Origin of the sequence: Lysobacter sp. (assembly GCF_035655815.1) — a bacterium.
In the GTDB taxonomy this organism is placed as follows: Bacteria; Pseudomonadota; Gammaproteobacteria; order Xanthomonadales; family Xanthomonadaceae; genus Lysobacter_J.
Window position 1 is genome coordinate 172,393 of record NZ_DASRTS010000038.1, and the last position, 22,828, is coordinate 195,220.

The 22,828-nt window shown below is 67.6% G+C and carries 25 protein-coding genes and 1 pseudogene; 6 read left to right on the forward strand and 20 right to left on the reverse strand.

The window, feature by feature from the left end:
• Positions 1-13 precede the first annotated feature (13 nt).
• The 12 genes and pseudogenes from VFE83_RS11650 to VFE83_RS11705 form a co-directional block, all read right to left on the reverse strand.
• Positions 14-649 (reverse strand): MotA/TolQ/ExbB proton channel family protein, encoded by a 636-nt coding sequence (locus VFE83_RS11650; RefSeq protein ID WP_324906259.1) that lies wholly within the window; start codon positions 647-649, stop codon positions 14-16.
• A pseudogene (locus tag VFE83_RS11655) lies at positions 543-3,045 on the reverse strand (DNA internalization-related competence protein ComEC/Rec2); the annotation flags it as partial. The pseudogene VFE83_RS11655 and the gene VFE83_RS11650, both read right to left, overlap by 107 nt.
• A 3-nt stretch (positions 3,046-3,048) precedes the next feature.
• A complete protein-coding gene (lolD, locus tag VFE83_RS11660; protein WP_324906263.1) occupies positions 3,049-3,774 on the reverse strand; it encodes a lipoprotein-releasing ABC transporter ATP-binding protein LolD in 726 nt (241 codons plus the stop codon).
• Positions 3,767-5,011 carry a lipoprotein-releasing ABC transporter permease subunit gene (locus tag VFE83_RS11665; protein ID WP_324906265.1) on the reverse strand — a complete coding sequence of 415 codons (1,245 nt, stop codon included), beginning with the start codon at positions 5,009-5,011 and terminating at the stop codon, positions 3,767-3,769. The genes lolD and VFE83_RS11665 overlap by 8 nt, the downstream gene beginning before the upstream one ends.
• Before the next feature lie 23 nt (positions 5,012-5,034).
• Entirely contained in the window at positions 5,035-5,460 is a 426-nt protein-coding gene (locus tag VFE83_RS11670) for a hypothetical protein (RefSeq protein WP_324906267.1), read from the reverse strand.
• Positions 5,453-5,713 (reverse strand): succinate dehydrogenase assembly factor 2, encoded by a 261-nt coding sequence (locus tag VFE83_RS11675; protein WP_324906269.1) that lies wholly within the window; start codon positions 5,711-5,713, stop codon positions 5,453-5,455. Before VFE83_RS11675 ends, VFE83_RS11670 begins: the two co-directional genes overlap by 8 nt.
• Complete coding sequence (locus VFE83_RS11680) at positions 5,710-6,132, reverse strand: MAPEG family protein (RefSeq protein WP_324906271.1); 423 nt, start codon at positions 6,130-6,132, stop codon at positions 5,710-5,712. The genes VFE83_RS11675 and VFE83_RS11680 overlap by 4 nt, the downstream gene beginning before the upstream one ends.
• An 86-nt stretch (positions 6,133-6,218) precedes the next feature.
• On the reverse strand, positions 6,219-7,001 hold the full coding sequence (locus VFE83_RS11685) for a succinate dehydrogenase iron-sulfur subunit (protein ID WP_324906273.1): 783 nt from the start codon (positions 6,999-7,001) through the stop codon (positions 6,219-6,221).
• Positions 7,002-7,016: 15 nt separating this feature from the next.
• Complete coding sequence (gene sdhA / locus VFE83_RS11690) at positions 7,017-8,807, reverse strand: succinate dehydrogenase flavoprotein subunit (protein WP_324906275.1); 1,791 nt, start codon at positions 8,805-8,807, stop codon at positions 7,017-7,019.
• 3 nt (positions 8,808-8,810) lie between these two features.
• Positions 8,811-9,209, reverse strand: coding sequence for a succinate dehydrogenase, hydrophobic membrane anchor protein (sdhD, locus tag VFE83_RS11695; RefSeq protein ID WP_324906277.1), 399 nt, complete (start codon positions 9,207-9,209; stop codon positions 8,811-8,813).
• Positions 9,206-9,613, reverse strand: coding sequence for a succinate dehydrogenase, cytochrome b556 subunit (gene sdhC, locus VFE83_RS11700; protein ID WP_324906279.1), 408 nt, complete (start codon positions 9,611-9,613; stop codon positions 9,206-9,208). The genes sdhD and sdhC overlap by 4 nt, the downstream gene beginning before the upstream one ends.
• Positions 9,614-9,673: 60 nt before the next feature.
• Complete coding sequence (locus tag VFE83_RS11705) at positions 9,674-9,874, reverse strand: succinate dehydrogenase assembly factor 4 (RefSeq protein WP_324906281.1); 201 nt, start codon at positions 9,872-9,874, stop codon at positions 9,674-9,676.
• On the opposite strand from VFE83_RS11705, the gene VFE83_RS11710 reads away from it, so the two are divergent.
• Entirely contained in the window at positions 9,869-10,738 is an 870-nt protein-coding gene (locus tag VFE83_RS11710; protein ID WP_324906283.1) for a folate-binding protein, read from the forward strand. The genes VFE83_RS11705 and VFE83_RS11710 overlap by 6 nt on opposite strands.
• Positions 10,739-10,835: 97 nt before the next feature.
• Here VFE83_RS11710 and asnB read toward each other — a convergent pair whose 3' ends face one another.
• The 6 genes from asnB to VFE83_RS11740 all read right to left on the reverse strand — a co-directional run bounded on the left by asnB (position 10,836) and on the right by VFE83_RS11740 (position 18,460).
• Entirely contained in the window at positions 10,836-12,779 is a 1,944-nt protein-coding gene (gene asnB, locus VFE83_RS11715) for an asparagine synthase (glutamine-hydrolyzing) (protein ID WP_324906285.1), read from the reverse strand.
• A 10-nt stretch (positions 12,780-12,789) separates the two neighbouring features.
• Positions 12,790-15,057 carry a thiamine pyrophosphate-dependent enzyme gene (locus VFE83_RS11720; protein WP_324906288.1) on the reverse strand — a complete coding sequence of 756 codons (2,268 nt, stop codon included), beginning with the start codon at positions 15,055-15,057 and terminating at the stop codon, positions 12,790-12,792.
• Between the two features lie 80 nt (positions 15,058-15,137).
• A complete protein-coding gene (locus VFE83_RS11725; RefSeq protein WP_324906290.1) occupies positions 15,138-15,779 on the reverse strand; it encodes a glutathione S-transferase family protein in 642 nt (213 codons plus the stop codon).
• A complete protein-coding gene (locus VFE83_RS11730) occupies positions 15,776-16,330 on the reverse strand; it encodes a GNAT family N-acetyltransferase (RefSeq protein ID WP_324906292.1) in 555 nt (184 codons plus the stop codon). The genes VFE83_RS11725 and VFE83_RS11730 overlap by 4 nt, the downstream gene beginning before the upstream one ends.
• A 13-nt stretch (positions 16,331-16,343) precedes the next feature.
• Positions 16,344-17,507, reverse strand: a complete 1,164-nt coding sequence (locus VFE83_RS11735) for an acyl-CoA dehydrogenase family protein (protein ID WP_324906294.1) — start codon at positions 17,505-17,507, stop codon at positions 16,344-16,346.
• A gap of 149 nt (positions 17,508-17,656) precedes the next feature.
• A complete protein-coding gene (locus tag VFE83_RS11740; RefSeq protein ID WP_324906296.1) occupies positions 17,657-18,460 on the reverse strand; it encodes a glycine zipper 2TM domain-containing protein in 804 nt (267 codons plus the stop codon).
• 164 nt (positions 18,461-18,624) lie between these two features.
• On the opposite strand from VFE83_RS11740, the gene VFE83_RS11745 reads away from it, so the two are divergent.
• Entirely contained in the window at positions 18,625-18,837 is a 213-nt protein-coding gene (locus tag VFE83_RS11745; protein ID WP_324906418.1) for a DUF6116 family protein, read from the forward strand.
• Positions 18,834-19,601 carry a TatD family hydrolase gene (locus tag VFE83_RS11750; protein WP_324906420.1) on the forward strand — a complete coding sequence of 256 codons (768 nt, stop codon included), beginning with the start codon at positions 18,834-18,836 and terminating at the stop codon, positions 19,599-19,601. Before VFE83_RS11745 ends, VFE83_RS11750 begins: the two co-directional genes overlap by 4 nt.
• A 4-nt stretch (positions 19,602-19,605) precedes the next feature.
• Here the strand turns inward: VFE83_RS11750 and VFE83_RS11755 are convergent, their stop codons facing one another.
• Positions 19,606-20,421 carry a tRNA threonylcarbamoyladenosine dehydratase gene (locus VFE83_RS11755; RefSeq protein WP_414674732.1) on the reverse strand — a complete coding sequence of 272 codons (816 nt, stop codon included), beginning with the start codon at positions 20,419-20,421 and terminating at the stop codon, positions 19,606-19,608.
• Between the two features lie 82 nt (positions 20,422-20,503).
• Between VFE83_RS11755 and VFE83_RS11760 the strand changes: the two genes are divergently transcribed.
• Both VFE83_RS11760 and VFE83_RS11765 read left to right on the forward strand, forming a co-directional pair.
• On the forward strand, positions 20,504-20,944 hold the full coding sequence (locus VFE83_RS11760) for a hypothetical protein (RefSeq protein ID WP_324906298.1): 441 nt from the start codon (positions 20,504-20,506) through the stop codon (positions 20,942-20,944).
• A gap of 149 nt (positions 20,945-21,093) precedes the next feature.
• Positions 21,094-21,579 (forward strand): glycine zipper 2TM domain-containing protein, encoded by a 486-nt coding sequence (locus VFE83_RS11765; RefSeq protein ID WP_324906300.1) that lies wholly within the window; start codon positions 21,094-21,096, stop codon positions 21,577-21,579.
• Between the two features lie 320 nt (positions 21,580-21,899).
• Here VFE83_RS11765 and VFE83_RS11770 read toward each other — a convergent pair whose 3' ends face one another.
• Positions 21,900-22,109, reverse strand: coding sequence for a cold-shock protein (locus tag VFE83_RS11770; protein WP_283213555.1), 210 nt, complete (start codon positions 22,107-22,109; stop codon positions 21,900-21,902).
• Between the two features lie 219 nt (positions 22,110-22,328).
• Here VFE83_RS11770 and VFE83_RS11775 point away from each other — a divergent pair, with 219 nt between their 5' ends.
• Entirely contained in the window at positions 22,329-22,814 is a 486-nt protein-coding gene (locus VFE83_RS11775; RefSeq protein WP_324906424.1) for a DUF456 domain-containing protein, read from the forward strand.
• The last annotated feature ends 14 nt before the right edge of the window (positions 22,815-22,828 follow it).

Genomic DNA, 22,828 nt, shown 5'->3' on the forward strand with positions numbered 1-22,828 from the left:
CTGTCGATTCGCCTCACGCCGCCTGCGGCGCGCGCACGGCGGTGGCCGGGCGGGTGTCGAGTGTGTCCAGCAGCGCGATCGCCTCATGCTCCATCGCGACGATGTACTCGGAGATGCGGCCACGGAACCAGCGGTGTGCCATCAGGGCGGGAATGGCGACGATCATGCCGGTGGCGGTGCACACCAGCGCCTTGCCGATGCCGCCGGCAAGCTGGTTCACGTCCCCGATGCCGTGATCGAGGATGCCCAGGAACATCTGGATCATGCCCACCACGGTGCCGAACAGGCCCAGCAGCGGGCCGGCGGCGGCGATGGTGCCCAGCGTGTTGAGGTAGCGCTCCATCTTGTGGACGAGGTGGCGTCCGACGTCCTCGATACGCTCGCGGATCTGGTCGCGCGGACGCAGGCGGACGTCGAGCGCGGCGGCCAGCAGCTCGCCCAGCGGCGAGGTGCGGCGCAGGGATTCGATGTGCGAGGGGTCCAGCTTTCCGCTGCCAGCCCAGGTACGGACTTCCTTGCCGAGGTTGGGCGGGAGCACCGTATTGCGACGCAGCGTCCAGGCGCGCTCGACGATGATCGTCAGGGCCAGCACCGACAGCAACAACAGCGGAATCATCGGCCAACCGCCGGCCTTGACCAGTTCCAGCACGCGAACTACCCCTCCGGCCCTCGGCCGTCTCGATCTGGCCGATAGGATAGCCCAGCCGCACGCGCGTCCCCGCGCCGCGCCGCGTCCCAGAGCCGCGGTTGTGCCTCCCGTCGCGCTTCGACCCTCGCGCCATCCGGCGCAAGCCGGATGCGCAGCGCGCCTTCACGCGCGGTGTCGTGGACCTGCGCGCCGGCTTCCTCCCAGCGGCGCACCACGTCCGCCCGTGGATGGCCGAACCGGTTGCCGTGGCCGCTGGACACCAGCGCCTGGCCGGCACCCGTGGCCGCGATGAACCCGGCATCGGACGAGCTGCCGCTGCCGTGATGCGCCACCAGCACGACGTCGGCCCGGACGTCGGCAGGATCCAGCCGCACCAGGCGCCGCTCGATCACTTCCCCGATGTCGCCGGTGAGCAGGGCCGCGCGGCCACCCGCCTCCACCCGCAGCACGCAGCTGGATTCGTTGCGCAGGTACGGGAAATCCGCCGGCGGGTGCAGGAAACGGAGGCGCACGCCGTCCCAGGTCCAGGCATCGCCCGCGTGGCACGGCCGGCTGTCCTGAAGGTGAAGCCCCTCGGGCGCGTACAGGCGCGGGGCCGGGAACACGGTCCGCACGGCCTCCCAGCCGCCGACATGATCGTTGTCGCCATGACTGACCACGGCGCGGTCCAGTCGCGGGACGCCCAGGCCATGCAGCGCGGGGATGACCGCGCGTTCGCCGGCGTCGAAACCATCCGGCACCGCCGGCCCCATGTCGAACAGCAACGCATGGCGGGCGGTGCGGACCAGCACCGAGAGCCCCTGCCCCACGTCGATCACCGTGAGTTCGACTTCGCCCTCCCGCGGCAGATGCCGGTCGGGCCAGAGCAGCGGCAGCCACAGCAACACTGCCAGCGCCTTGCCCGGCACGCCGCGCGGCAGCATCAGCCAGAACGCGCCGGCCAGCGCCAACGGCAGCGCGAACCATCGCGCCTCCGGCAGCCACCACAACGACAACGGGCTCTCCGCGAGACGCAGGAACAGCGGCCAGCTCAGGTCGAAACACCATGCCGCCGCCTGCCAGGCCCACACACCGGCTCCGGCACGCAGCGCATCCAGTACCAGCCCGAGCAGCGAAAGCGGCACCACGACCAGGCTCCACCACGGCACCGCGAGCAGGTTGGCGATCGGCCCCGCCAACGAAGCCTGATCGAACAACACCACGCTCAACGGCAACAATCCCAGCGTGGCCACGCCCTGCGCCGACAGGAAGTCGCGTACGGGATGACCACCGCCATCCGGCAGGCACCACAGCAGCCACGCGACGCCGGCAAAGCTCAGCCAGAAGCCGGCGGAGAGCGCCGACAACGGATCCCACAGCAGCATCGCCAGCGCGGCCAGCGCGAGCCCGTCGGCCAGCCGCATCCGTCGTCGCGATATACGTACCGCCGCGACGATCGCGATCATCGCCGCCGTGCGCACCGTCGGCAGGGCAAATCCAGCGACGGCGGTATACATCGCCGCACCGGCCACGCCTGCGAGCGCGGCGGCGATCTGCGCCGGGGTCCGCCTCGCCAGTCCGGGCCACAGCCACCAGAGCGCGCGTGCGATCCACGCGAAGAATCCGGCGACGAGCCCGACATGGAAACCGGAAATGGCGATCAGATGCGTAAGGCCATCGGCGCGCAGCACCCGCCAGTCGGCGTCATCCAGCCGGCGCACGTCGCCCAGCGCGAGCGCCTGGACGAAACGCGACGACGGCCGCTCGACCGCGTCCGCGATCCTGGCGGACATCTCGTCGCGCCATGCATCGATGCCCTTTGCCGAGGCGAGAAGCTCGGCGGATGTCGGATCGCGCAGGTAGCCGGTTGCGGCGATCCGCTGCGCCATGGCGAACTTCTCCGCATCTGCGGCGCCGGGATTGCGCAGTCCCCGCGGCGCCCGCAGGCGCACCTGGAATCGCCAGCGTTGGCCCGGGCGCAGTGCGCCGCGAGCGGTCGGATCGTCGTCGTACCACGCCAGGCGCAAGTCGCGGCCGCGCAGCCGCGCATCACGCACGTCGTCGTCAACACGGAACAGGAAGCGCGTGCGACGGGGCTCGTGTTCGGGAAGTTCGCGAACCTGTCCGGTGACTGTCGTGTCGTAACGCAGCGGCCAGGGCGGCAACTGCCGGGCCAGCGCCCACGATGCATGCAGCCCGGCCAGTCCGAAGCCCACCAGCAGCCAGCCGGCGGCAACCAGCGCGGCCGGGCGCGAGCGCCTCCAGCCCCACCCGAGTGCCACAAGGCCGCACAGCAGCCAAAGCGCGGAACACCACCAGGGCGACAACCACGGCAACCACAGGCAGGCACTGATGCCGGCGAGCAGCGCCGCGGCGGCGGCGATTCCAAAAGGCGGCGTCCCTGCCGCGTGCTGCATCCTCTACACCTCGTCGGGGTGCAGTTGCCGCAGCTTGCCTTCGTGCAGTTCCAGCACGCGGTCCAGGCGTCGTGCCAGGCGGCGATCGTGCGTGACCAGCACCAGGCTGGTGTGCTGCTCGCGATTGAGCGACAGCATCAGTTCGAACACGGTGGCGGCGGTCTTCTCGTCCAGGTTGCCGGTGGGCTCGTCGCCCAGCACGCAGGCCGGGCGATTCACCAGCGCGCGTGCCACGGCGGCACGCTGACGCTCGCCGCCCGACAGCTCGCCCGGCTTGTGCTCCAGGCGATGACCCAAGCCAACCGCCTCGAGCAACGCGGAGGCGCGTTTGCGCGCTTCCGGCACCTGCTGTCCAGCCAGCAGCACGGGCAGCATCACGTTCTCCAGCGCGGTGAACTCGGGCAGCAGGTGATGGAACTGGTAGACGAAGCCCAGCGCCTTGTTGCGCAGCGCACCGCGAGCCGCGTCGGACAGCGAGTTCATGCGCTGTCCTGCAACGAACACCTCGCCCGCGGTGGGCGTGTCCAGACCGCCGAGCAGGTGCAGCAGCGTGCTCTTGCCGGCGCCGGACGCGCCGAGGATCGCCACTGTCTCGCCCGACTGCACCGACAGGTCTATCCCCTCGAACACGGGCGTGCGCAACCGGCCTTCGGAATACGTCATGGCCAGGCCTTCGGCGCGCAATGCCTCGCCTTGGTGCTTGTGCGTCTGCATTGCGGTCTCACTCATAGCGCAGCGCCTCCGCCGGTGCGGTGCGCGCCGCGCGCCACGCGGGGTAGATGGTCGCCAGGAACGCCATCGCCAGCGCGACGGTGGCGATGATCACCACGTCGCTGCCCTGCAGGTCGGTCGGCAGGCCGGTGATGTAGTACACGTCCTCGGGCAGCAACTGCACGCCGAGCACGGCCTCGATGGCCTTCAGGATGTGCTCCAGGTTGAGAGTCAGCACGATGCCGCCGATCACGCCCAGCACGGTGCCGATGACGCCGATCAGCGTGCCCTGCACCACGAACACCTGCATCACGCCGCGCGGCGTGAGGCCGAGCGTGCGCAGGATGGCGATGTCCGCCTGCTTGTCGGTCACCAGCATCACCTGCGAGCTCACCAGGTTGAACGCGCCCATCGCGATGATCAGCGACAGCAGGATCGCCATGATGGTCTTTTCCATCTTCAGTGCGCGGAACATGTTGGCGTTCTCGCTGGTCCAGTCGCTGACCCGGTACGGACCGCCGAGCGCCAGCGCCAGGTCGCGCGCGACGTTCCAGGCCTGATCCATGTCGTGCAGGCGCAGGCGCACGCCGGTCACGCCGTCGCCCATGCGCAGCACGCGCTGCATGTCGCGCATGTTGGTCACGGCCATGCCCTTGTCGAAATCGTTATAGCCGGCCTCGAAGATGCCGCTCACCGTGAAGCGTTTGAGCTGCGGCACGGCGCCCAGCGGCGTACTGCGGAAGTCGGTGGTGGTCATCACCACGCTGTCGCCCACGCCCACGCCGAGCCACAGCGCGAGTTCCTTGCCGAGCACGATGTTGAAGCTGCCCGGCTGCAGCGAGGTCAGGCTGCCCTGCACCATCCTGCCGGCGAGCACCGAGACCTTGCCTTCCTGGTCGGGCAGGACGCCGCGGACCATCGCCGGCTGGTTGCGCGCGCCCGACAGCAGCGCTTCCTTCTCGATGTAGGGCGCGGCACCGGCCACGCGTTTGTCGGCGCCGGCCATGTCGACCGCGCGCTGCCACTCCAGCAGCGGCTCGCCGTAGGCGCTCACCGTGGCATGGGCCGCCATCTGCAGCATGCGGTCACGGATCTCGCGCTGGAATCCGCTCATCACCGCGAGGGTGGTGATCAGCGCGGTGACGCCCAGTGCAATGCCGAGCACCGAAGCCAGCGAGATGAAGGAGATGAAGCCGTTGCGGCGTTTGGCGCGCAGGTAGCGCAGGCCGATGGCGACTGGGATGGGTTTGAACATACGGGATGGGCTCTGGTGGCCGGCTATGGTGCCATCTCGGGCACGGACGAGGCAGCCGCTTGGACCGCCATGGCCAGCCTCAGTTCACGGCGTCGCGCCGGTGGGAGGGTATCGGGCCACCAGGACAGTCGCAGGCGCCGACCGGCGCTGTCGCGCGCTTCGAAGAAGGCCAACGGACCGCGCCAGCGCACGGCCAGGTCATGGACCGTCTGCCCGTCGAGCGAAACTCCAGTCCCTGCGATCACGAGGTGCCGTGCTGGCCTCGAAGCTTCGCGCTTCGCCAGCAGCGCGCCGTAACCCAACGCGATGAGCGCCGCGGGCACTCCCCACGCATTGGGCAGTTCGCACGTCAGGAGCGCAACCGCGGCCAGCATCCCCAGCAGCATCTGGGCGCCGACCATCCATCGCGACGGACGCCAGTCGATGCGCACCTGGGTCGCGTCAGGCATTCGGCGGGATGGAGCGGATCCGGTCGACGAGCCCGGCGAGTTCGGCATCGGCGGGCACCTCGTGACCCATGAACCAGTGCCAGAGCTTATCGTCCTCGATTTCCAGCAGGCGTAGGAAAACGGCACGCTCGTGCTCGGAGGCCTGCCGCCACGCGCGGTCGAGATACCGCTCGAACAACTGGTCCAGCTCGCGCATGCCGCGACGGCATCGCCATCGCAGGCGGCGCAGTTCGCGTTCCAGTTCTTCGCTCATGACATCCACCAGCCCCATCCGATTACCGCCCAGAGCGCCCACAGCACCATGCCGCCGGCGAGGTAGGCGTAGAAGCGGTGCATGACCTTGTTGTACGTGCACTGGATGGTGCTGTGCGCCACCCGCAGCAGCACGAACAGCCAGGCCAGCGACAGCGTCGCCATGCTCACCTGCCCCGTCATCGCCGCCGCGACCAGCGCCACGTAGAACAGCACCGGCAGTTCGAACAGGTTGCGGAAGTTATCCGCAGCACAACTGTCGGTGAGGCGCGATGCGGCCTGCGCCGAAGTGGCCACGGCCTGCGGATGGATGCGCTCGCGCTTCATCTGGCCGATCCGCACGAAGTACATGCGCCACCACACCACGAAGGTGAGTGCGGCCATCGCCAGTGCAGGCATGAACATCAGTCTGGTCTGCATGTGCTCTCCCGAACGGATCGTCGTGAAAGAGAAAGGGCGCACTCGCGTGCGCCCTTGTGTCGGATCTACATCGCTGCGCGCATGGCTCAGGCGCGGCGCGCCAGCATCAGCTTCTTGATCTCGCCGATCGCCTGCGCCGGGTTCAGCCCCTTCGGGCAGGTGCGGGCGCAGTTCATGATCGTGTGGCAGCGATACAGGCGGAACGGGTCTTCCAGGTCGTCCAGGCGCGCACCGGTGTCCTCGTCGCGCGAGTCGACGATCCAGCGGTAGGCCTGCAGCAGGATCGCCGGGCCGAGATAACGGTCGCCGTTCCACCAGTAGCTCGGGCAGCTGGTCGAGCAGCACGCGCACAGGATGCACTCGTACAGACCGTCGAGCTTCTTGCGGTCTTCCGGCGACTGCAGGCGTTCGCGGTCGGACGGAGACGGGCTCTGCGTGCGCAGCCAGGGCTTGATCGACGCGTACTGCGCGTAGAAGTGGGTAAGGTCCGGCACCAGGTCCTTCACCACCGGCATGTGCGGCAGCGGATAGATCGGCACCTCGCCGTTGCTGCAGTCCTCGATGGCCTTGGTGCAGGCCAGCGTGTTGGTGCCGTCGATGTTCATCGCGCACGAACCGCAGATGCCTTCGCGGCACGACCGGCGGAAGGTCAGCGTCGGGTCGATCTCGTTCTTGATCTTGATCAGCGCGTCCAGAACCATTGGACCGCACGCCGCCAGGTCTACCTCGTAGGTGTCCACGCGCGGATTCATGCCGTCGTCGGGGTTCCAGCGGTAGACCTTGAAGGTGCGCGGCTGCTTGGCGCCCGCTGCCGGCCAGTGCCGGCCCTTCTGGATCTGCGAGTTCTTCGGGAGAGTGAATTCGGCCACGGTTGCTCGCTCCGGTCAGTAGACGCGCTTCTTCGGCGGAACCACGGACACGTCGTCGCTCAACGTGTACATGTGCACCGGGCGGTAGTCGATGACGGTCTCGCCGCTGTCGCTGACCGAGCACAGCGTGTGCTTCTGCCAGTTGGCGTCGTCGCGGTCAGGGAAGTCCTCGCGGGCGTGCGCGCCGCGCGACTCGGTGCGGTTTTCCGCAGAGACGATCGTCGCCAGCGCCTGGCCGAGGAGGTTGGACAGCTCGTAGGTCTCGATCAGGTCGGAATTCCAGATCAGCGAGCGGTCGGAGACCTTCACGTCGGCGAAGGATGCGTGGATGTCGCGCATCTTGCGCACGCCGTCAGACAGCGTTTCGCCGGTGCGGAACACGGCGGCGTCGGCCTGCATCGTGCGCTGCATCTTGTCGCGGATGACCGCCGTCGGCGTGCCGCCGTTGGCGTTGCGCAGCTTGTCCAGACGCGAGAGCGCCTGGTCGCAGGCATCGGATGCCAGCTTGGCCTGCTTGCCGTCGACCTTGACCGTCTCGGCAGCACGGTTGGCCACGGCGCGGCCGAACACGACCAGGTCGAGCAGCGAATTGGAACCCAGGCGGTTGGCACCGTGCACGGAAACGCAGGCCGCTTCGCCGATGGCGTACAGGCCCGGGACCACTTCGTCCGGGTTGCCGTTGCGCAGCTGCACCACTTCGCCGTGGTAGTTGGTCGGGATGCCGCCCATGTTGTAGTGGACGGTCGGAATCACCGGAATCGGCTGCTTCTCGACGTCCACGTTGGCGAAGATGCGCGCCGACTCGGCGATGCCCGGCAGCTTCTCGTGGATGACCTCGGGACCCAGGTGCGTCAGGTCGAGCAGGATGTGGTCCTTGTGCTCGCCGACGCCGCGGCCTTCGCGGATTTCCATGGTCATCGCGCGGCTGACCATGTCGCGCGGCGCCAGGTCCTTCACGCTCGGCGCGTAGCGCTCCATGAAGCGCTCGCCGTTGCTGTTGCGCAGGATGCCGCCTTCGCCACGCACGCCTTCGGTGATGAGGCAGCCGGCGCCGTAAATGCCGGTCGGGTGGAACTGCACGAACTCCATGTCCTGCATCGCCAGCCCGGCGCGCAGCACCATGCCGCCGCCGTCGCCGGTGCAGGTATGGGCGGAGGTCGCGGAGAAGTAGGCGCGGCCGTAGCCGCCCGTCGCCAGCACCGTGCCCTGCGCCTTGAACAGGTGCAGCGTGCCTTCGGCCATGTCGAGCGCGAGCACGCCACGGCAGGCACCATCGGCGTCCATGATGAGGTCGAGCGCGAAGTACTCGATGAAGAACTGCGCGTCGTGCGCCAGCGACTGCTGGTACAGCGTGTGCAGGATCGCGTGGCCGGTGCGGTCGGCCGCGGCGCAGGTGCGCTGCGCCGGCGGACCTTCGCCGTAGCGCGTGGTCATGCCGCCGAAGGGACGCTGGTAGATGCGGCCGTCCTCGGTACGCGAGAACGGAACGCCGTAGTGCTCAAGCTCGATGATGGCCGGAATGGCCTCGCGGCACATGTATTCGATGGCGTCCTGGTCGCCCAGCCAGTCCGAGCCCTTCACGGTGTCGAAGAAGTGGTAACGCCAGTCGTCCTCGCCCATGTTGGCCAGCGCGGCGGCCACGCCACCCTGCGCCGCCACCGTGTGCGAACGGGTCGGGAAGACCTTGGTGATGCAGGCGGTCTTCAGCCCCTTCTGGGCCAGACCGAAGGTGGCGCGCAGGCCGGCACCGCCGGCACCGACCACCACCATGTCGAAGGTGTGTTCGTGAATCTTGTAGGCGGGCACGGATCAGGCTCCCAGCGCGATGCGGACGACGGCGAGCACGCTGGCGATGGCCGCGAGTGCGCAGACGAAGATGTTCAGCAGGTGCAGCGTGGCCGCGGTGAACGGCGTGTGCACGTAGTCCTCGATGATCACCTGCATGCCGAGCTTGGCATGCCAGAACATCGCGACGCTGAAGGCGGTCAGCAGGATCGCGTGGCACGGATGCGCGACGGTCGCGCGCACGGCGGCGTAGTCGGCGCCGATCAGCGAGACGATCAGGCCGACCGCGTAGATCGACAGGAAAATGAGCGCGATGGCGGTGACGCGCTGGACGATGAAATGCCCCGTGCCATCCTTCGCCGAGCCCAGGCCACGGGCGTTCTTCAGCGGATTGCGCAACTGCGGCTTGTGCGGCTTGATCATGCGGCACCCCGCTGCATCATCGCCACGACCCAGATGAGGACGGTCAGCGCGAGGCTGCCGAAGATCGAGATCCAGCTGTTGCGCACGAAGGATTCGATCCTGTAGGCGTAGCCGGCGTCCTGCACGAGATGGCGGATGCCGTTGATCAGGTGGTAGGCCAGGGCCCAGCTCCAGCCGAACAAAATCAGGAAGCCGAACGCCGAGCGCGTGAACGAGGCGAAGGTGCCCCACGACTCGGGACCCGCGGCCAGTGCGGCCAGCCCCCACGCGACGATGAGGCTGCCGACGACCAGGATGATGCCGGTGGCGCGATGGAGGAGCGACGTCACCATCTGCACCTGCCAGCGGTAAACCTGCATGTGCGGCGACAAGGGGCGTTCGCGAACGCGATGATCGTTAGCCATGAGGGATGGCGTTCTCTCGGCTGGGCGGCTGACGCCGCGTGGCAGGATGCGTGGTGAGCGTCAGAAATCGATGCAGCGGCCGTTCTTTTCCCAATCGCCGTAACGGGTCGGCTCTGGGCCGTCTCGCCCACCGAATTCCTTCGCCTTCGCGTTTCCCGCGGCCGGCTCCGGCTCCGGGGTCTGGGGCGCGTCTAGCGCTTCGACGGGAGTGGTTTGGCCTATCATCACGGCGCTGAATGTTAATTCCCGCCCCCCATGCATGACAACCCGCAGGCCTTGGCGAGCAACACGTTCGCCCTGCCCGGCCACCGCCTGATCACCCTCGAAGGCCGCGACGCGATAGCGTTCGCGCAGGCGCAGTTCATGAACGACCTGGCCCTGCTGGAGTCCCGCCAGTGGCAATGGAGCGGCTGGCTGACGCCAAAAGGACGCGTGATCGCGCTGTTCGCTTTGCTCAGGATGTCGGATGAGGCGGTCTGGCTGGTCCTGCCGGACGCCGACCCGCACGCGATCGCCGTCGCGCTGCAGCGCTTCGTGTTCCGCAGCAAGGTGGGCATCCTGGTGCGCGACGACCTGAAAGCCAGCGGCGCCTTCACGCCACCCGCACAGGCGCGGGGCAATGCGATTGGCGGCGACGTGCAGGCCGGCATCGAACTGGACATGGGTTCCGAAGACTCACCGCGCACGCTCCGGCTCGGCACCGATGCGCCACCTGCCCGTCCCGAAGCGATCGCGCGGTGGCAGGCCTGCGATCTGGAGCACGGTCTGCCGCGCCTGCTCGCCTCCCAGGTTGAGCACTGGACGCCCCAGCAGTTGTCCCTGGACCGCCTGCGCGCCTTCAGCGTGAAGAAAGGCTGCTACCCGGGCCAGGAGATCGTCGCGCGGACGCATTTCCTCGGCCAGGCCAAGCGTGGCCTGGCGCTGCTCGAAGCGGACGCGCCGATGGACCCCGGGATGGAGGTGAGCGCCGGGGCGGTCGCGCTGGGCAAGATCGTCGCGAGCGGCCACGACGGCGCACGAAGTGTCGCACTCGCCGTGCTGCCGCTCGAACGCGACGCCTCTTCCTTCCTGGTCGGGACGGTGCCGGCACGCGAGCGTGCGTTGCTCGATGGGCTGGCGCGCTGAGGCTCTCGATTCCGCCTGCAGCCCGCACTCTCGTAGAAGCCAGTTTGCTGGCGACCCAAGCCATGGACGCGTCGCCAGCAAGCTGGCTCCTGCCTCGTCAGGGCTGCACGAGCTCACGGCGCTGCGCGCGCCAGTGCTCGTGCCATGCCTGGAACATCAGCACGTTCCACAGATGCGTATGCCATTTGCGCTCGCCGGCCACGAAGGCCTGCCAGATGCCGTGCACCGCATCCGCATCGAAGTGACCTTCCGTGCGCAGGCGCGACGGACCCAGCAGTGACGCCGCCCACTCGCGCAGGTCGCCCTTGAGCCAGGCGCTGACCGGCGCGCCGAAGCCGCGCTTGCCGCGATCGACCATCTCGTCGGGGAGATAACGGCGCAGCACGCGCTTGAGCAGGTACTTGCTCTCGGAAGGCTGTCGTTTGAACTCCAGCGGCAGCGACCAGGCGAACTCGGCGACGCGCCAATCCAGCAGCGGCGCGCGCGCCTCCAGGCTGACCGCCATGCTGGTGCGGTCGACCTTGCACAGCAGGTCCTCGGGCAGGTACACGCTGAAATCGGCCAGCATCATCGCGTCGGCCGGCGTGCCCGCGCCCTGTAGCGGATCGGGCTGGTCGTAGAAGGTCGGCGGCAGGTTGGCGCCGGGCACCACGGCCGCGGGATCGCGCCAACGCGCGATGCGCTGGCGGTACACGTCGCCGATGCCCCGTGCGCCCATTTCGGCCGCCAGCGCCGCGAAGCCGCCGGTGCGCGACGACTCGCCATGTCCGCGGGCCGCCTGCGCCAGCACGCGCCTCATCGGTGCCGGCACGCGACGCAGCCAGCGCCAGTTGCGCAGCGCGCGTTCGTATCGCTTGTAGCCGAAGAACAGTTCGTCGCCGCCATCGCCGGACAGCGCCACGGTCACGGCGCTGCGCGCGAGCCGTGCAACCAGCGCGGTCGGCACCTGCGACGCATCCGCGAAGGGCTCGTCGAACATCGCCGGCAGCGTCGGCACCACGGCCAGCGCATCGGCGCCGCTGACGTACAGCTCGGTGTGTTCGGTGTGCAGGTGCTCGGCCACTTCCCGCGCGAGGTGGGCCTCGTCGTGGTGGGAACGTTCGAAACCGATGGTGAAGGTGCGCACCGCGTGCCGGCTCTGCGCCTGCATCAGCGCCGTGACCACCGACGAGTCGGTACCGCCGGACAGGAACACGCCGACCGGCACGTCGGCGACCATGCGCAACGCGACCGCATCGCGCAGCAGTTCGTCCAGGCGGTTCTCGGCTTCGAGCACATCGCCGGCGAATGGCGCCGCCAGCGCGTGGCGCATGCGTTCGCGGGCGTCCCAATAGCGACGCTGGTCGCGGTGCGGATCGTGCCCGGTGGCACCGCGCGCCACTGTCGCGGCGTCGATGCGCAGGCACGCACCGGGCAACAGCTTGAAGGTGCGTTCGTGGATCGCGTACGGCGCAGGGATGTAGTCGAGCCGCAGCAGCAGCGCCAGGGCATCGCGATCCACGCCGTTGTCGAAGGCGGGATGCCGCCACAGCGATTTCAGCTCGGAACCGAAGACGAAATCGTCGCCGGCCCAGCCGTAGTACAGCGGCTTCTTGCCCACGCGGTCGCGCGCGAGCCAGAGGCAGCGCTCCTGCCGATCCCACAGCGCGATGGCGAACATGCCATTGCAGCGCGCGAGCGTTTCCTCCACGCCCCACTCCACCACCGCGGCTAGCAGCACCTCGGTGTCGGAATGCCCGCGAAAGGCATGGCCGCGCGCGACCAGCACCTCGCGCAGTTCGGCGAAGTTGTAGATCTCGCCGTTGTAGACCACGACATGGCGATGGTCCGCCGACGACATCGGCTGATGCCCCAGTGGCGAGAGATCGAGAATGCTGAGGCGGCGGTGCGCGAGCGCGACGCCCGATGCTGCATCGGCCCACACGCCGCTGTCGTCCGGGCCGCGATGCACCAGGGCATCGCCCATCGCACCGGCGAGCGTGGTCAGCCGGGCTTCGTCGGCGTCAGGTCGGGCGCGAAGCAGTCCGGCCAGGCCGCACATGGCTTCGGCCTCAGGCCAGCCGGTCCGCGGCCGCGACGATGTCGTCGTCGGACGGGATCACCAGGAACGCCGCACCGGCAAGCGGCGTGTACGTGTCGACACCGACCACGCGCTGGAACGGACGCGCACCGAAGCCTCCCTCGGCAATCGCGGTGATCACGCCCTCGCCCACGCCGGCGCTGTGACGGCCTTCATCGACGATGAGGATGCGCTTGGCCGTCTTCGCCTGTTCGCGGATGTAGCCCTCGTTGAGCGGGACCAGCCAGCGCAGGTCGACGACGCGTGTCTTCCAGCCGTGCTTCTTCTCGATGGTCCGAGCGGCGCGCAGGCTCATCGGCACGCCGTTGCCGTAGGCGAAGATGACCAGGTCGTTGTTGCCTTCGCCGTAGACGCGGCCCTCGCCCAGCGGCATCGCTTCGTCGGGTTTCGGGTAGGACGTCAGCCACTGGCCGTCGCCGGGCTCGTACAGGTCCTTGGTCATGTACAGCGCGATCGGTTCGAGGAACACGCTCACGCGTCCGTCGACCTTCGCCAGCGCGGTCAGGGTGCGCAGCATCGTCGCCGCGTCATCGCCACGCGACGGACAGCCCACCACCAGGCCCGGGATGTCGCGCAGCGCGGTGATCGAGTTGTCGTTGTGGAAGTGCCCGCCGAAGCCGCGCTGGTAGCCCAGGCCCGCAATGCGCACCACCATCGGGTTCGCGTACTGGTTGTTGCTGAAGAACTGCAGGCTGGCCGCCTCGCCGCGGATCTGGTCGCAGGCGTTGTGGAAATACGCCAGGTACTGGATCTCCGGGATGGGCAGCATGCCCATGTTGGCGAAGCCCTGGGCCATGCCCAGGATCATCGTCTCGTCGAGCAGCGTGTTGAAGACGCGGCGCGGACCGAACGCCTTCTGCAGTCCCTTGGTCACTGTGTAGACGCCGCCCTTCTGCGCGACGTCCTCGCCGAACAGCAGCGTGTCCGGATACTTCGCAAAGATGTCGTGCAGCGCGTTGTTGATCTGGATGGCGAGGTGGCGCGGCGGCTGGTTCTCCGGCAGCTTCGCCTCGCCGCCGAAGACCTCCAAGCGCCGGTCGCCGTAATCGGCGCGTTCGGCTTCGGCCTTCACCTTCGCCGGCGTGTACGGCGCCAGCGGTGCGACCACGTCTTCAAGCTTCTCAAGCTTCGGACGGCGGTCGGCTTCTTCGGCCGCGGCAAAGCACTTCCTGCGCGTCGCCTCGTACAGCTCAAGCACTTCGTCCTTCGACATCAGGCCGGATTCCAGCGCGATAGCCGCCGAGCGCAACAGCGGATCGGTGGCTTCCACCGCACACAGTTCCTCGATCGAACGCCACTCGATCTCGAAGTCGGTGCCGGCGTGCCCCATGATGCGGGTGGTCTTCAGGTGCAGGAAGGTCGGCCGGCGCGTGCGGCGGCAATGCTCGACCGCGCGCTGCACGTCGCCATAACCGGTAGCCAGGTCCAAGCCGTCCGCGGCGAAGTAGTCCAGGCCGTCCATGTTGCGGAAGCGGTTGGCGATCCAGCCACCCGGCGTCTTCACCGAGATGCCGATGCCGTTGTCCTCGCACACGAACAGCACCGGTGCGGGCAGCTTCTGGTACGCCGTCCAGGCCGCGGCGTTGAACGCGGTCTGCGCGGTGGCATGGTTGGCCGATGCGTCGCCGAAGGAGCAGATGGCGATGCTGTCGTCCGGTACCGGCAACGCATGGTTCAGTCGTTTGGCCGCCTCGATTGCCACCGCCGTGCCCAGCGCCTTGGGCAGGTGCGAGGCAATGGTCGAGGTCTGCGGAAGCACCCACAGCGGCTTGCTGCCCCATACCTTGTGGCGGCCGCCGGACGCCGGATCCTCGGCACTCGCCGCGAAGCTCAGCGCCGAGTCCATGATCGGGTCCATGCCCGGCAGCTTGCGGAAGCGCTCGGCCATGAAGCCGCCCGAACGGTAATGCAGGAAGGCCGGATCGGTGTGGCGCGTGAGTCGCGCCACCATCGCGTTGCCTTCATGGCCGCTGGAGCCGATGGTGTAGAAGACCTTGTTCTGCACGCGCAGCACGCGCGCCATCAGGTCGAGGTGGCGGCTGATCAGCTGCGACTCGAACAGCTCGCGGAAGCCCTTCGCATCCAGCGCGCTGCCGTCGAGGATGGCGTCACCCGCTCCCCGGCGTACGTCGGCGCGGCCGTTCCAGGCCTTCACGAACTCGCTGAAATTGACGTCGCAGATCTCGGCCCGGTTGAGGCCCTTCATGCGCGCGGGAATCGGATTGGGTACGGCCAGCATGGAAATCTCTCGTCAGGCGGCTGCCCTGCCGACGGCGGAGCTGCACGCAATGTTTCACCGCGGGCGATGGCCCGCGTGCGTCAATCGGGCACGGCCAGGCGCGAAACGGCTTCGACCGACGGTCCGGGCATTTCGATGAATCGCGGCGTCTGCTTCACGCGCTCAAGCCACTGCCGGATGGCCGGATACGCCTCGAGGTCGAAACCGCCATCGCCCGCCACGCCGGTGTATGCGAACAGCGCGATATCGGCGATGCCGTAGGCCTCGCCGCTGAACCAGGGCTGGGACTTCAGGTGCTGCTCCATCACCGCCAGCGCCTGGTGGCCGCGTTCGCGCAACTGCGGCAGCGATGCGCGCCGCGGCGAATCCAGCGGCGTCCAGCCGCGGATGAAGCGTGCGACGGCGATGTACGGCTCGTGGCTGTACTGCTCGAAGAACAGCCAGCTCAGCACCTGTGCGCGCTGCCATGCGTCGCCGGCCCAGTACGGGGTCCCTTCGGCCAGCCAGCACATGATCGCGTTGGACTCGGTGAGGACGCGGCCGTCTTCCAGCTCGATCATTGGCACCTTGCCATTGGGATTCCTGGCCAGGTATTCGGGCGTGCGCGTCTGGCCGGCGGTGCTGTCCACCTCGACCCACTTGAACTCGCGTTCCAGCTGGGTGAGCAGGAGCTTCAACTTGTGGCAGTTGCCGGAGCTGGAATAGCCGTACACGGTGATCATGCGCTCTCCTCGCGTTGGCGTCGGGCGAGCCACTGCTCGCGCGACTGTCCCCAGATTTCCACGTCCTTGGTGTCGTACGGCGCAGGCAGCCGGCCCACGCGCAGCAGGCTGGATCCGAGCTTGGCGGCGACCACGCTTGAATTGGCGTTTTCGGGAGCGATGGTGTGGATCACCTCGCTCCAGCCCAGATGGTCGAACGCCCAGTCGATCGTGGCGATGGCCGCTTCGGGCGCGTAGCCGCGGCCCCAGCGGTCACGGACGATGCTCCAGCCCACCTCGGTGCCCGGCCAGCCTTCCGGCTGCCACGGCCCGACGCGGCCGACCCATTCGCCGGTCGCCTTCTCGATCACCGAGAACATGGCGAAGCCCTTCAGGTGCCACACGCCGATCATCGCAGCGAAGCTGCGCCACGCGACCGGGCGGGCCTCGACGCCGCCGATGTGGCGCGTGGCTTCCTCGTCGGCCTTGAACGCCGCCCAGGCTTCGAAGTCCTCGGCCTGCGGCGGACGCAGGATCAGGCGCGATGTTTCGAGAGTAGGACCGAGCTGCATCGCCGGCCCCCGCTCAGAACGCGTTGATGCCGGTGAGCTCGCGACCGATCACCAGCTGGTGCACGGTCTCGGTGCCCTCGTAGGTGATCACCGATTCCAGGTTCAGCGCGTGGCGGATAGCGGCGTGTTCGGTGGTGATGCCGGCGCCACCGAGCAGGTCGCGGCATTCGCGCGCGATGTCGATGGCCATGCGGCAGTTGTTCCACTTGGCCAGCGACACCTGCGCCGGCTGCATCGTGCCGGCGTCCTTCAGGCGTCCCAGCTGCACGACCAGCAGCTGCGCCAGCGTGATGCGGCGCGCCATCTCGGCCATCTTGATCTGCGCGCTCTGCGTGGCCGCCACCGGACGGTCGAACAGGATGCGCTCCTTCGAATAGTTCAGCGCTTCGTCCAGGCACGCGATGGCGGCACCGATCGGGCCCCACGTAATGCCGTAGCGCGCCTGCGTCAGGCAGCCCAGCGGCCCCTTCAGGCCCTTCACATTCGGCAGGCGGTTGGCATCGGGCACGCGCACGTTGTCGAAGAACAACGAACTGGTCACCGAGGCGCGCAGGCTCATCTTGTGCTTGATTTCCTGCGCCGCGAAGCCGGGCGTGCCCTTCTCGACGACGAAGCCCTGGATGCCCTCATCGGTCTGCGCCCAGACGATGGCGATGTCGGCCAGGTTGCCGTTGGTGATCCACATCTTGGAGCCGTTGAGGATCCAGTCGCCACCGTCACGGCGCGCATTGGTCTTCATGTTGGCCGGATCAGAACCGCCATGCGGCTCGGTCAAGCCGAAGCAGCCGATGACCTTGCCCGCGGCCATGTCCGGCAGCCAGCGCTGGCGCTGCTCCTCGCTGCCGTAAGCGTAGATGGGGTACATGCACAGCGAGGACTGCACGCTGACGAAGCTGCGGATGCCGCTGTCGCCACGCTCCAGTTCCTGGCAGATCAGGCCGTAGCTGACGGCGTTGAGGCCGGCGCAGCCGTACTTCTCCGGCAGCGACGAGCCCAGCAGGCCCAGTTCGGCGATCTCGCCGACCAGTTCCTTCGGAAAGCGCCCCTGGTCGAACGCGTCGCCGATGATCGGGATCACGCGTTCGTCGGTGAACCGGGCCACCGTGTCCTGTACGGCGCGCTCCTCTTCGCTGAGCAGGGAGCGGACATCGTAGAGGTCGTACGGATGCAGGGCCATGGCGCACTCGACTGGGGAAAGAGCGTCATTGTACGGGGCGTGCGCAGCGGGGGTAAGGCCGCGTAAACGCTTGCACCTCCAGCGAGCCCGCAAAGAAAAACGGGACCGGATCGCTCCGGCCCCGTTTCGGGTTGCGTTTCGCGCCTGGATCAGCCGCGGGTGTTGTCCGTGGCGGCCGATGCGGTCTGCGTGACCACCTGGCCGTCGATCACGGGCAGGCGGTTGGCGACCGGGCGATCCTCCATGCGGATGGTCTGCTCGGTGCCATCGTAGCGATAGGTCACATCGTAACCGGTCACCTTGTCTTCCTCGCCCAGCAGGATGCGATTGCCCGGCTTGCTGTCGGTACGCATGGTGCCGGTCGTGCCGTCCGTATTGCGGTAGGTCACGTTGTAGCCGACCACGCGCGAGGACTCCGAAGTGGACGACACGGTGTGGCACTGACGCTCGGTGCGGCTGGTGACCTTGCCGCCGACGTGGCGCTTGTCGATCTGGTTGCCGATGAAGCCACCGGCCACCGCGCCGCCCACGGTCGCGGCCTTCTTGCCGTTGCCGCCGCCGACCTGGTTGCCGAGCAGGCCGCCGATGACGGCACCAGCCACCGTACCGCCGACGTTGCCGTCGCGTTCCGGAGCGCGTTCCTGCACAACCACGTCCTCGCACACTTCGCGCGGCGTGGAGGTGGTGCTGGTCTCGCGGATCGCATCGGTGCCGATGACCGTCGCGTACAGCTTTTCCTTCTCGGAGATCGGCTTGACGTTCAGCACGTCGGCGTATTCGACCTTGCCGGCGTCGATCGCGCCGTCGGCGGCGATGTCGCCGTCCTGGCCCGGGACCGCCTCGCCGGCGACGTCGGCACCGGCCTTGTTACCGCTGAAGCTGTTGTACGCGGCGACGGCGACACCGCCGACGAGCAGCGAAGCCAGAGCAACGGCGAGCATGTTCTTGTTCATTCGGAGCCTCTGCGGCGGGTCGCGCCGGCGGTTGGTGGATGGCGCCATTCGACCACTGGAAAGCTGAACGGCCGCCGATTTTTTAACATCAAGCTGTCGCCACTGTGAACTGGTTGGCGGCACCGTGTTAGCGTCATTGAGACCGCCGTCAAAGTGCATCCGCCATGCCCAGCCCACTCACCGCCCCGCTGCTCGGCTTCCTCGGGAGGCTGAGCTTCCCCCGCCTCTTCATGGTGACCGCGGCCCTGTTCCTGATCGATCTGGTCGTGCCGGACCTGGTGCCGCTGGCCGACGAATTGCTGCTCGGCATGGGCACGTTGCTGCTGGCGAGCTGGAAAAAGCGCAAGGAACCGCTTTCACCGCCACAGCAACGCTGAGCATGCTGGTCGACAGCCATTGCCACCTGGACGCGGGCGAGTTCGATCCCGACCGCAAGGAAGTGATCGCGCGCGCGCGCGAGGCCGGCGTTGCCCACCAGATCATCCCCGCCATCGATGCGCAGGGGTGGCCGAAGCTGCGCGACATCTGTCGCACAGGCGAAGGCCTGCATCCGGCTTACGGCCTGCACCCGATGTTCCTGGACTCGCACCGGGACGAACATCTGGCGCAGCTGCGCGAATGGCTGCAGCAGGAACGCCCCGTCGCAGTCGGCGAATGCGGGCTGGATTACTTCGTAGAGGGACTCGACAAGCAGCGCCAGCAGTTCCTCTTCGAAGGACAGCTGGAGCATGCGCGCGAATTCGACCTGCCGGTCATCGTGCACGCGCGCCGTGCGGTGGATGCGGTGATCGCCGCGATCCGCCGCGTCAACGGACTCCGCGGTGTGGTGCACAGCTTTTCCGGCAGCGAGGAGCAGGCGTCCCAATTGTGGCGCGCGGGTTTCCTGATCGGCCTCGGCGGGCCGGTCACATACGAACGCGCCAGGCGGCTGCGACGGATCGTCGCCTCGATGCCGCTGGAGCATCTGCTGCTGGAAACCGATGCACCGGACCAGCCGGATTCCAGCATCCGCGGACAGCGCAACGAACCCGCACGGCTGACGCAAGTGCTGCGCACCATCGCCCAGCTGCGGGGCGACTCCGAAGAGCACGTCGCCGAAGTTACCTCGGCGAACGCGAAGCGGCTGTTCGGCCTGGCCTGACGCTTCAGCCCGCCTTCTTTCCTTTCAGCAACAGTTCCAGTGCGCGGCCGACCGCGGCGAAAGCGAACGTGCCGGTGATGTGCGTGGCCGCACCAAGACCGGCGCCACAGTCGAGCTTGAGCGCGGCATCGCCGGAAACCTGTGGCCGGATTCCACAGACCGTGCCGTCGGGCTGCGGATACTTCACGTTCTCCAGCGAATAGATCGCGGAGATGCCGAAGTACCGGTCGGGATTCTTGGGGAAGTTGAACTCGCCGCGCAGTTTCTTGCGCACCAGCGCGAGCATGGCATCGTGTTCGGTGCGGGAAAGATCGCGAACACGCACCAGCGTCGGATCGGTGCGACCGCCGGCAGAACCGACCACTATCAATGGCAGTTTTCGGCGCCGGCACCACGCCGCCATCGTGACCTTGCTGCGGAAGCTGTCGCAGGCATCGATCACCAGGTCGAAACCGCGATCGAGCATTTCGTCCAGGTTGGTAGGCGTGACGAAACTCGCGATGGCCTCGACCGTGATCTGCGGATTGATGGCGCGGCAACGCTCGGCCATCGCCTCGACCTTGACGCGACCGTACTGGCCGGCCAGCGCCGGCAGCTGGCGATTGGTGTTGGACACGCACAGGTCGTCCGCATCGATCAGGGTGAGATGTCCGACGGCGGTGCGGGCCAGCGCTTCGGCCACCCACGAGCCGACACCGCCCATGCCCACCACGGCCACGCGGCGCGACGCGAGCTGTGCCACCGTGCCGGCGCCATAGAGTCGATCGACACCAGCAAAGCGTTCGAGCCAGGCCGGATCCAGGTCTTCTGCAGTACTCATGCCGATATTGTAAGGCCCGGCACGGGGACGGCTGCCTACACGCGCGTGCTATCGTGCTGCGCACCTTGGATGGAGGCCAGGCATGAATACCCAGCCCAGCAATACGCGCAGCAGCAACGCGACGAAGTACCTCTTCCTGTTTCTCATCGGCCTCGTGCTGGGCGTCATCGCCACCGTGATGGCCATGCGCGCCATCCAGGCGCGCAAGGACCACTTCCCCGACAGCGTGATGCACGTTCAGCAGTGGCACCTCGGCCAGCTGAAGTCGAAGGTGGAGCAGAACCGTTGCGCGGCCACCGACATCCTTCCGAACCTGCGCACGCTGCGCGCGCTGGCCGATGACCTGGAACAGGCCTTTCCCGACCTGCGCGACGACAAGCGATTCGCCGAGCACGCCAGTCGGATGCGAGCGCGACTCGACGCTGCACTCGCAAGTCCGCCACTCAACTGCGCGGGCGTCGGCACCACGGCCAGCGATATCGGTGAAGCCTGCAAGGCATGCCATCAGGATTTCCGCGGCTGATCACGCCGCCTCCTCACTGCTGAACACAAGCATCGGGCCGGCTTTTGCCGGCCCGAATGTTGATGGCCGGTTCACCTGGGCCGGACTAGCGTGAGCGCGTGGCGACGGACACGAACCGCCGCCTGCCATCTCCATCAGAGGAGTCACGCATGAACATCCAGAATGTCCGCCTGCTCGGTGTCGCCGCGGCTGCCACGATCGCGCTGGCCGGTTGCGCCACGTCGCCCGGCTACAGCAGCGCTCCGGCACCGTCGTACGGCGGCAGCAGCTATGGCGGCAGCTCCACGTGCTATGACTGCGGCACGGTGACGCGCATCGAGCAGGTCACCACCGGCAGCAGTGCGCCCAGCGCGACCGGCGCGGTGCTCGGCGGCATCGTCGGTGCCGTTGCCGGTCACGAGATCTCGCGCCATACCGGCGGCAGCGAGGGCAACCAGAATGTCGCGGCGGCCGCGGGCGCGGTGGGCGGTGCCCTGGCCGGCAACGCGATCCAGAAGAACCGGACCGGCGCGCAGTACAACGTGTACGTACGCATGAACGACGGACGCACCACGGTCGTGACGCAGAACGACCTCGGCGGCCTGCGCGAAGGTTCGTATGTGCGCGTCTACAACGGCCGGGCGTGGGCGCAGTAATCCACTTCGGTGCTGCACGTTCGAAACGGCCCGCATCTGCGGGCCGTTTCGTTTTCTTCATGGCGGCAGCGGCGTGTCGTACGAATCCGCCGTCATCTGCAGCGTAGCGATGATGGAAGGCGGCGCAACCGCACAGCGCTATAACGCAGTCGCATGCACGTTGATGCGACGGGCGGTCACCCGTGTCACGAGCCGCTTTGAAAAAAGACATCAACCGATACGAGCCGATACGCAACCTGGAACACAAAAGAAAAACCCGGCGCAAGGCCGGGTTTTTCAGTGGCCGCGCACGAGGCGCAGCCGAATCAGCTGGTCTTGGATCAGAGCGGCTGGACGGCGTCCGCCTGCAGACCCTTCTGGCCCTGCACGACGGTGAAGGAAACCTTCTGGCCTTCCTTCAGGCTCTTGAAGCCCTGGGTCTGGATCGCGCGGAAATGCACGAACACGTCTTCGCCGTTCTCGCGGCTGATGAAGCCGAAGCCCTTGGCATCGTTGAACCACTTGACGGTACCGGTTTCACGGTTCGACATTGTTGACTTGCTCCTTGGAACGTTGCTGGTTGAAAACGCGACTTGCGCCACGTGCTGGTTGCAAGGAGGAAGCGAGGTGCAACGATGTAGCGATCGATGATCAACCGCATCGGGCCACGATTCACGGTGACCCAAGCAAACACAGCGCCCGCACGGTACCCCGCGCTGGGTGAAAATGCAATCCGGGCAAAGTGGCCGCCCGACGGACGAGAAATCGGCATGGATCCACAGCCTCTTTACTACATTTTGGCCGCCCTCCTGATCCTGGTCGGCATCGCCGGAGTGATCCTCCCCGCCCTGCCCGGACTGCCCCTGGTTTTCGTCGGCATGCTGCTTGCCGCCTGGGCCGGCGACTTCCAGCAGGTCGGCTGGGTGGTGCTCGTGATCCTGGGTCTTCTGACCGTGGTTTCCTTCGCGGTGGACCTGCTCGCCACGGCCATGGGTGCCAAGCGCGTCGGCGCCAGCCGCCTCGCCGTGATCGGTGCCGTGGTAGGCACGTTCGCCGGCCTGTTCTTCGCTCCGATCGGGCTGTTTGCCGGTCCGTTCGTCGGCGCGCTCGGCGGGGAACTGATCCATGCCCGGGAGCTGCGCCGCGCCGCCAAGGTGGGCTTCGGCACGTGGCTGGGCATCGTCTTCGGCGTGGTGCTCAAGCTGGGGCTGGCCTTCGCGATGCTGGGACTGTTCGCCTTCGCCTGGTTCTTCTGACCGCACATCTTTCA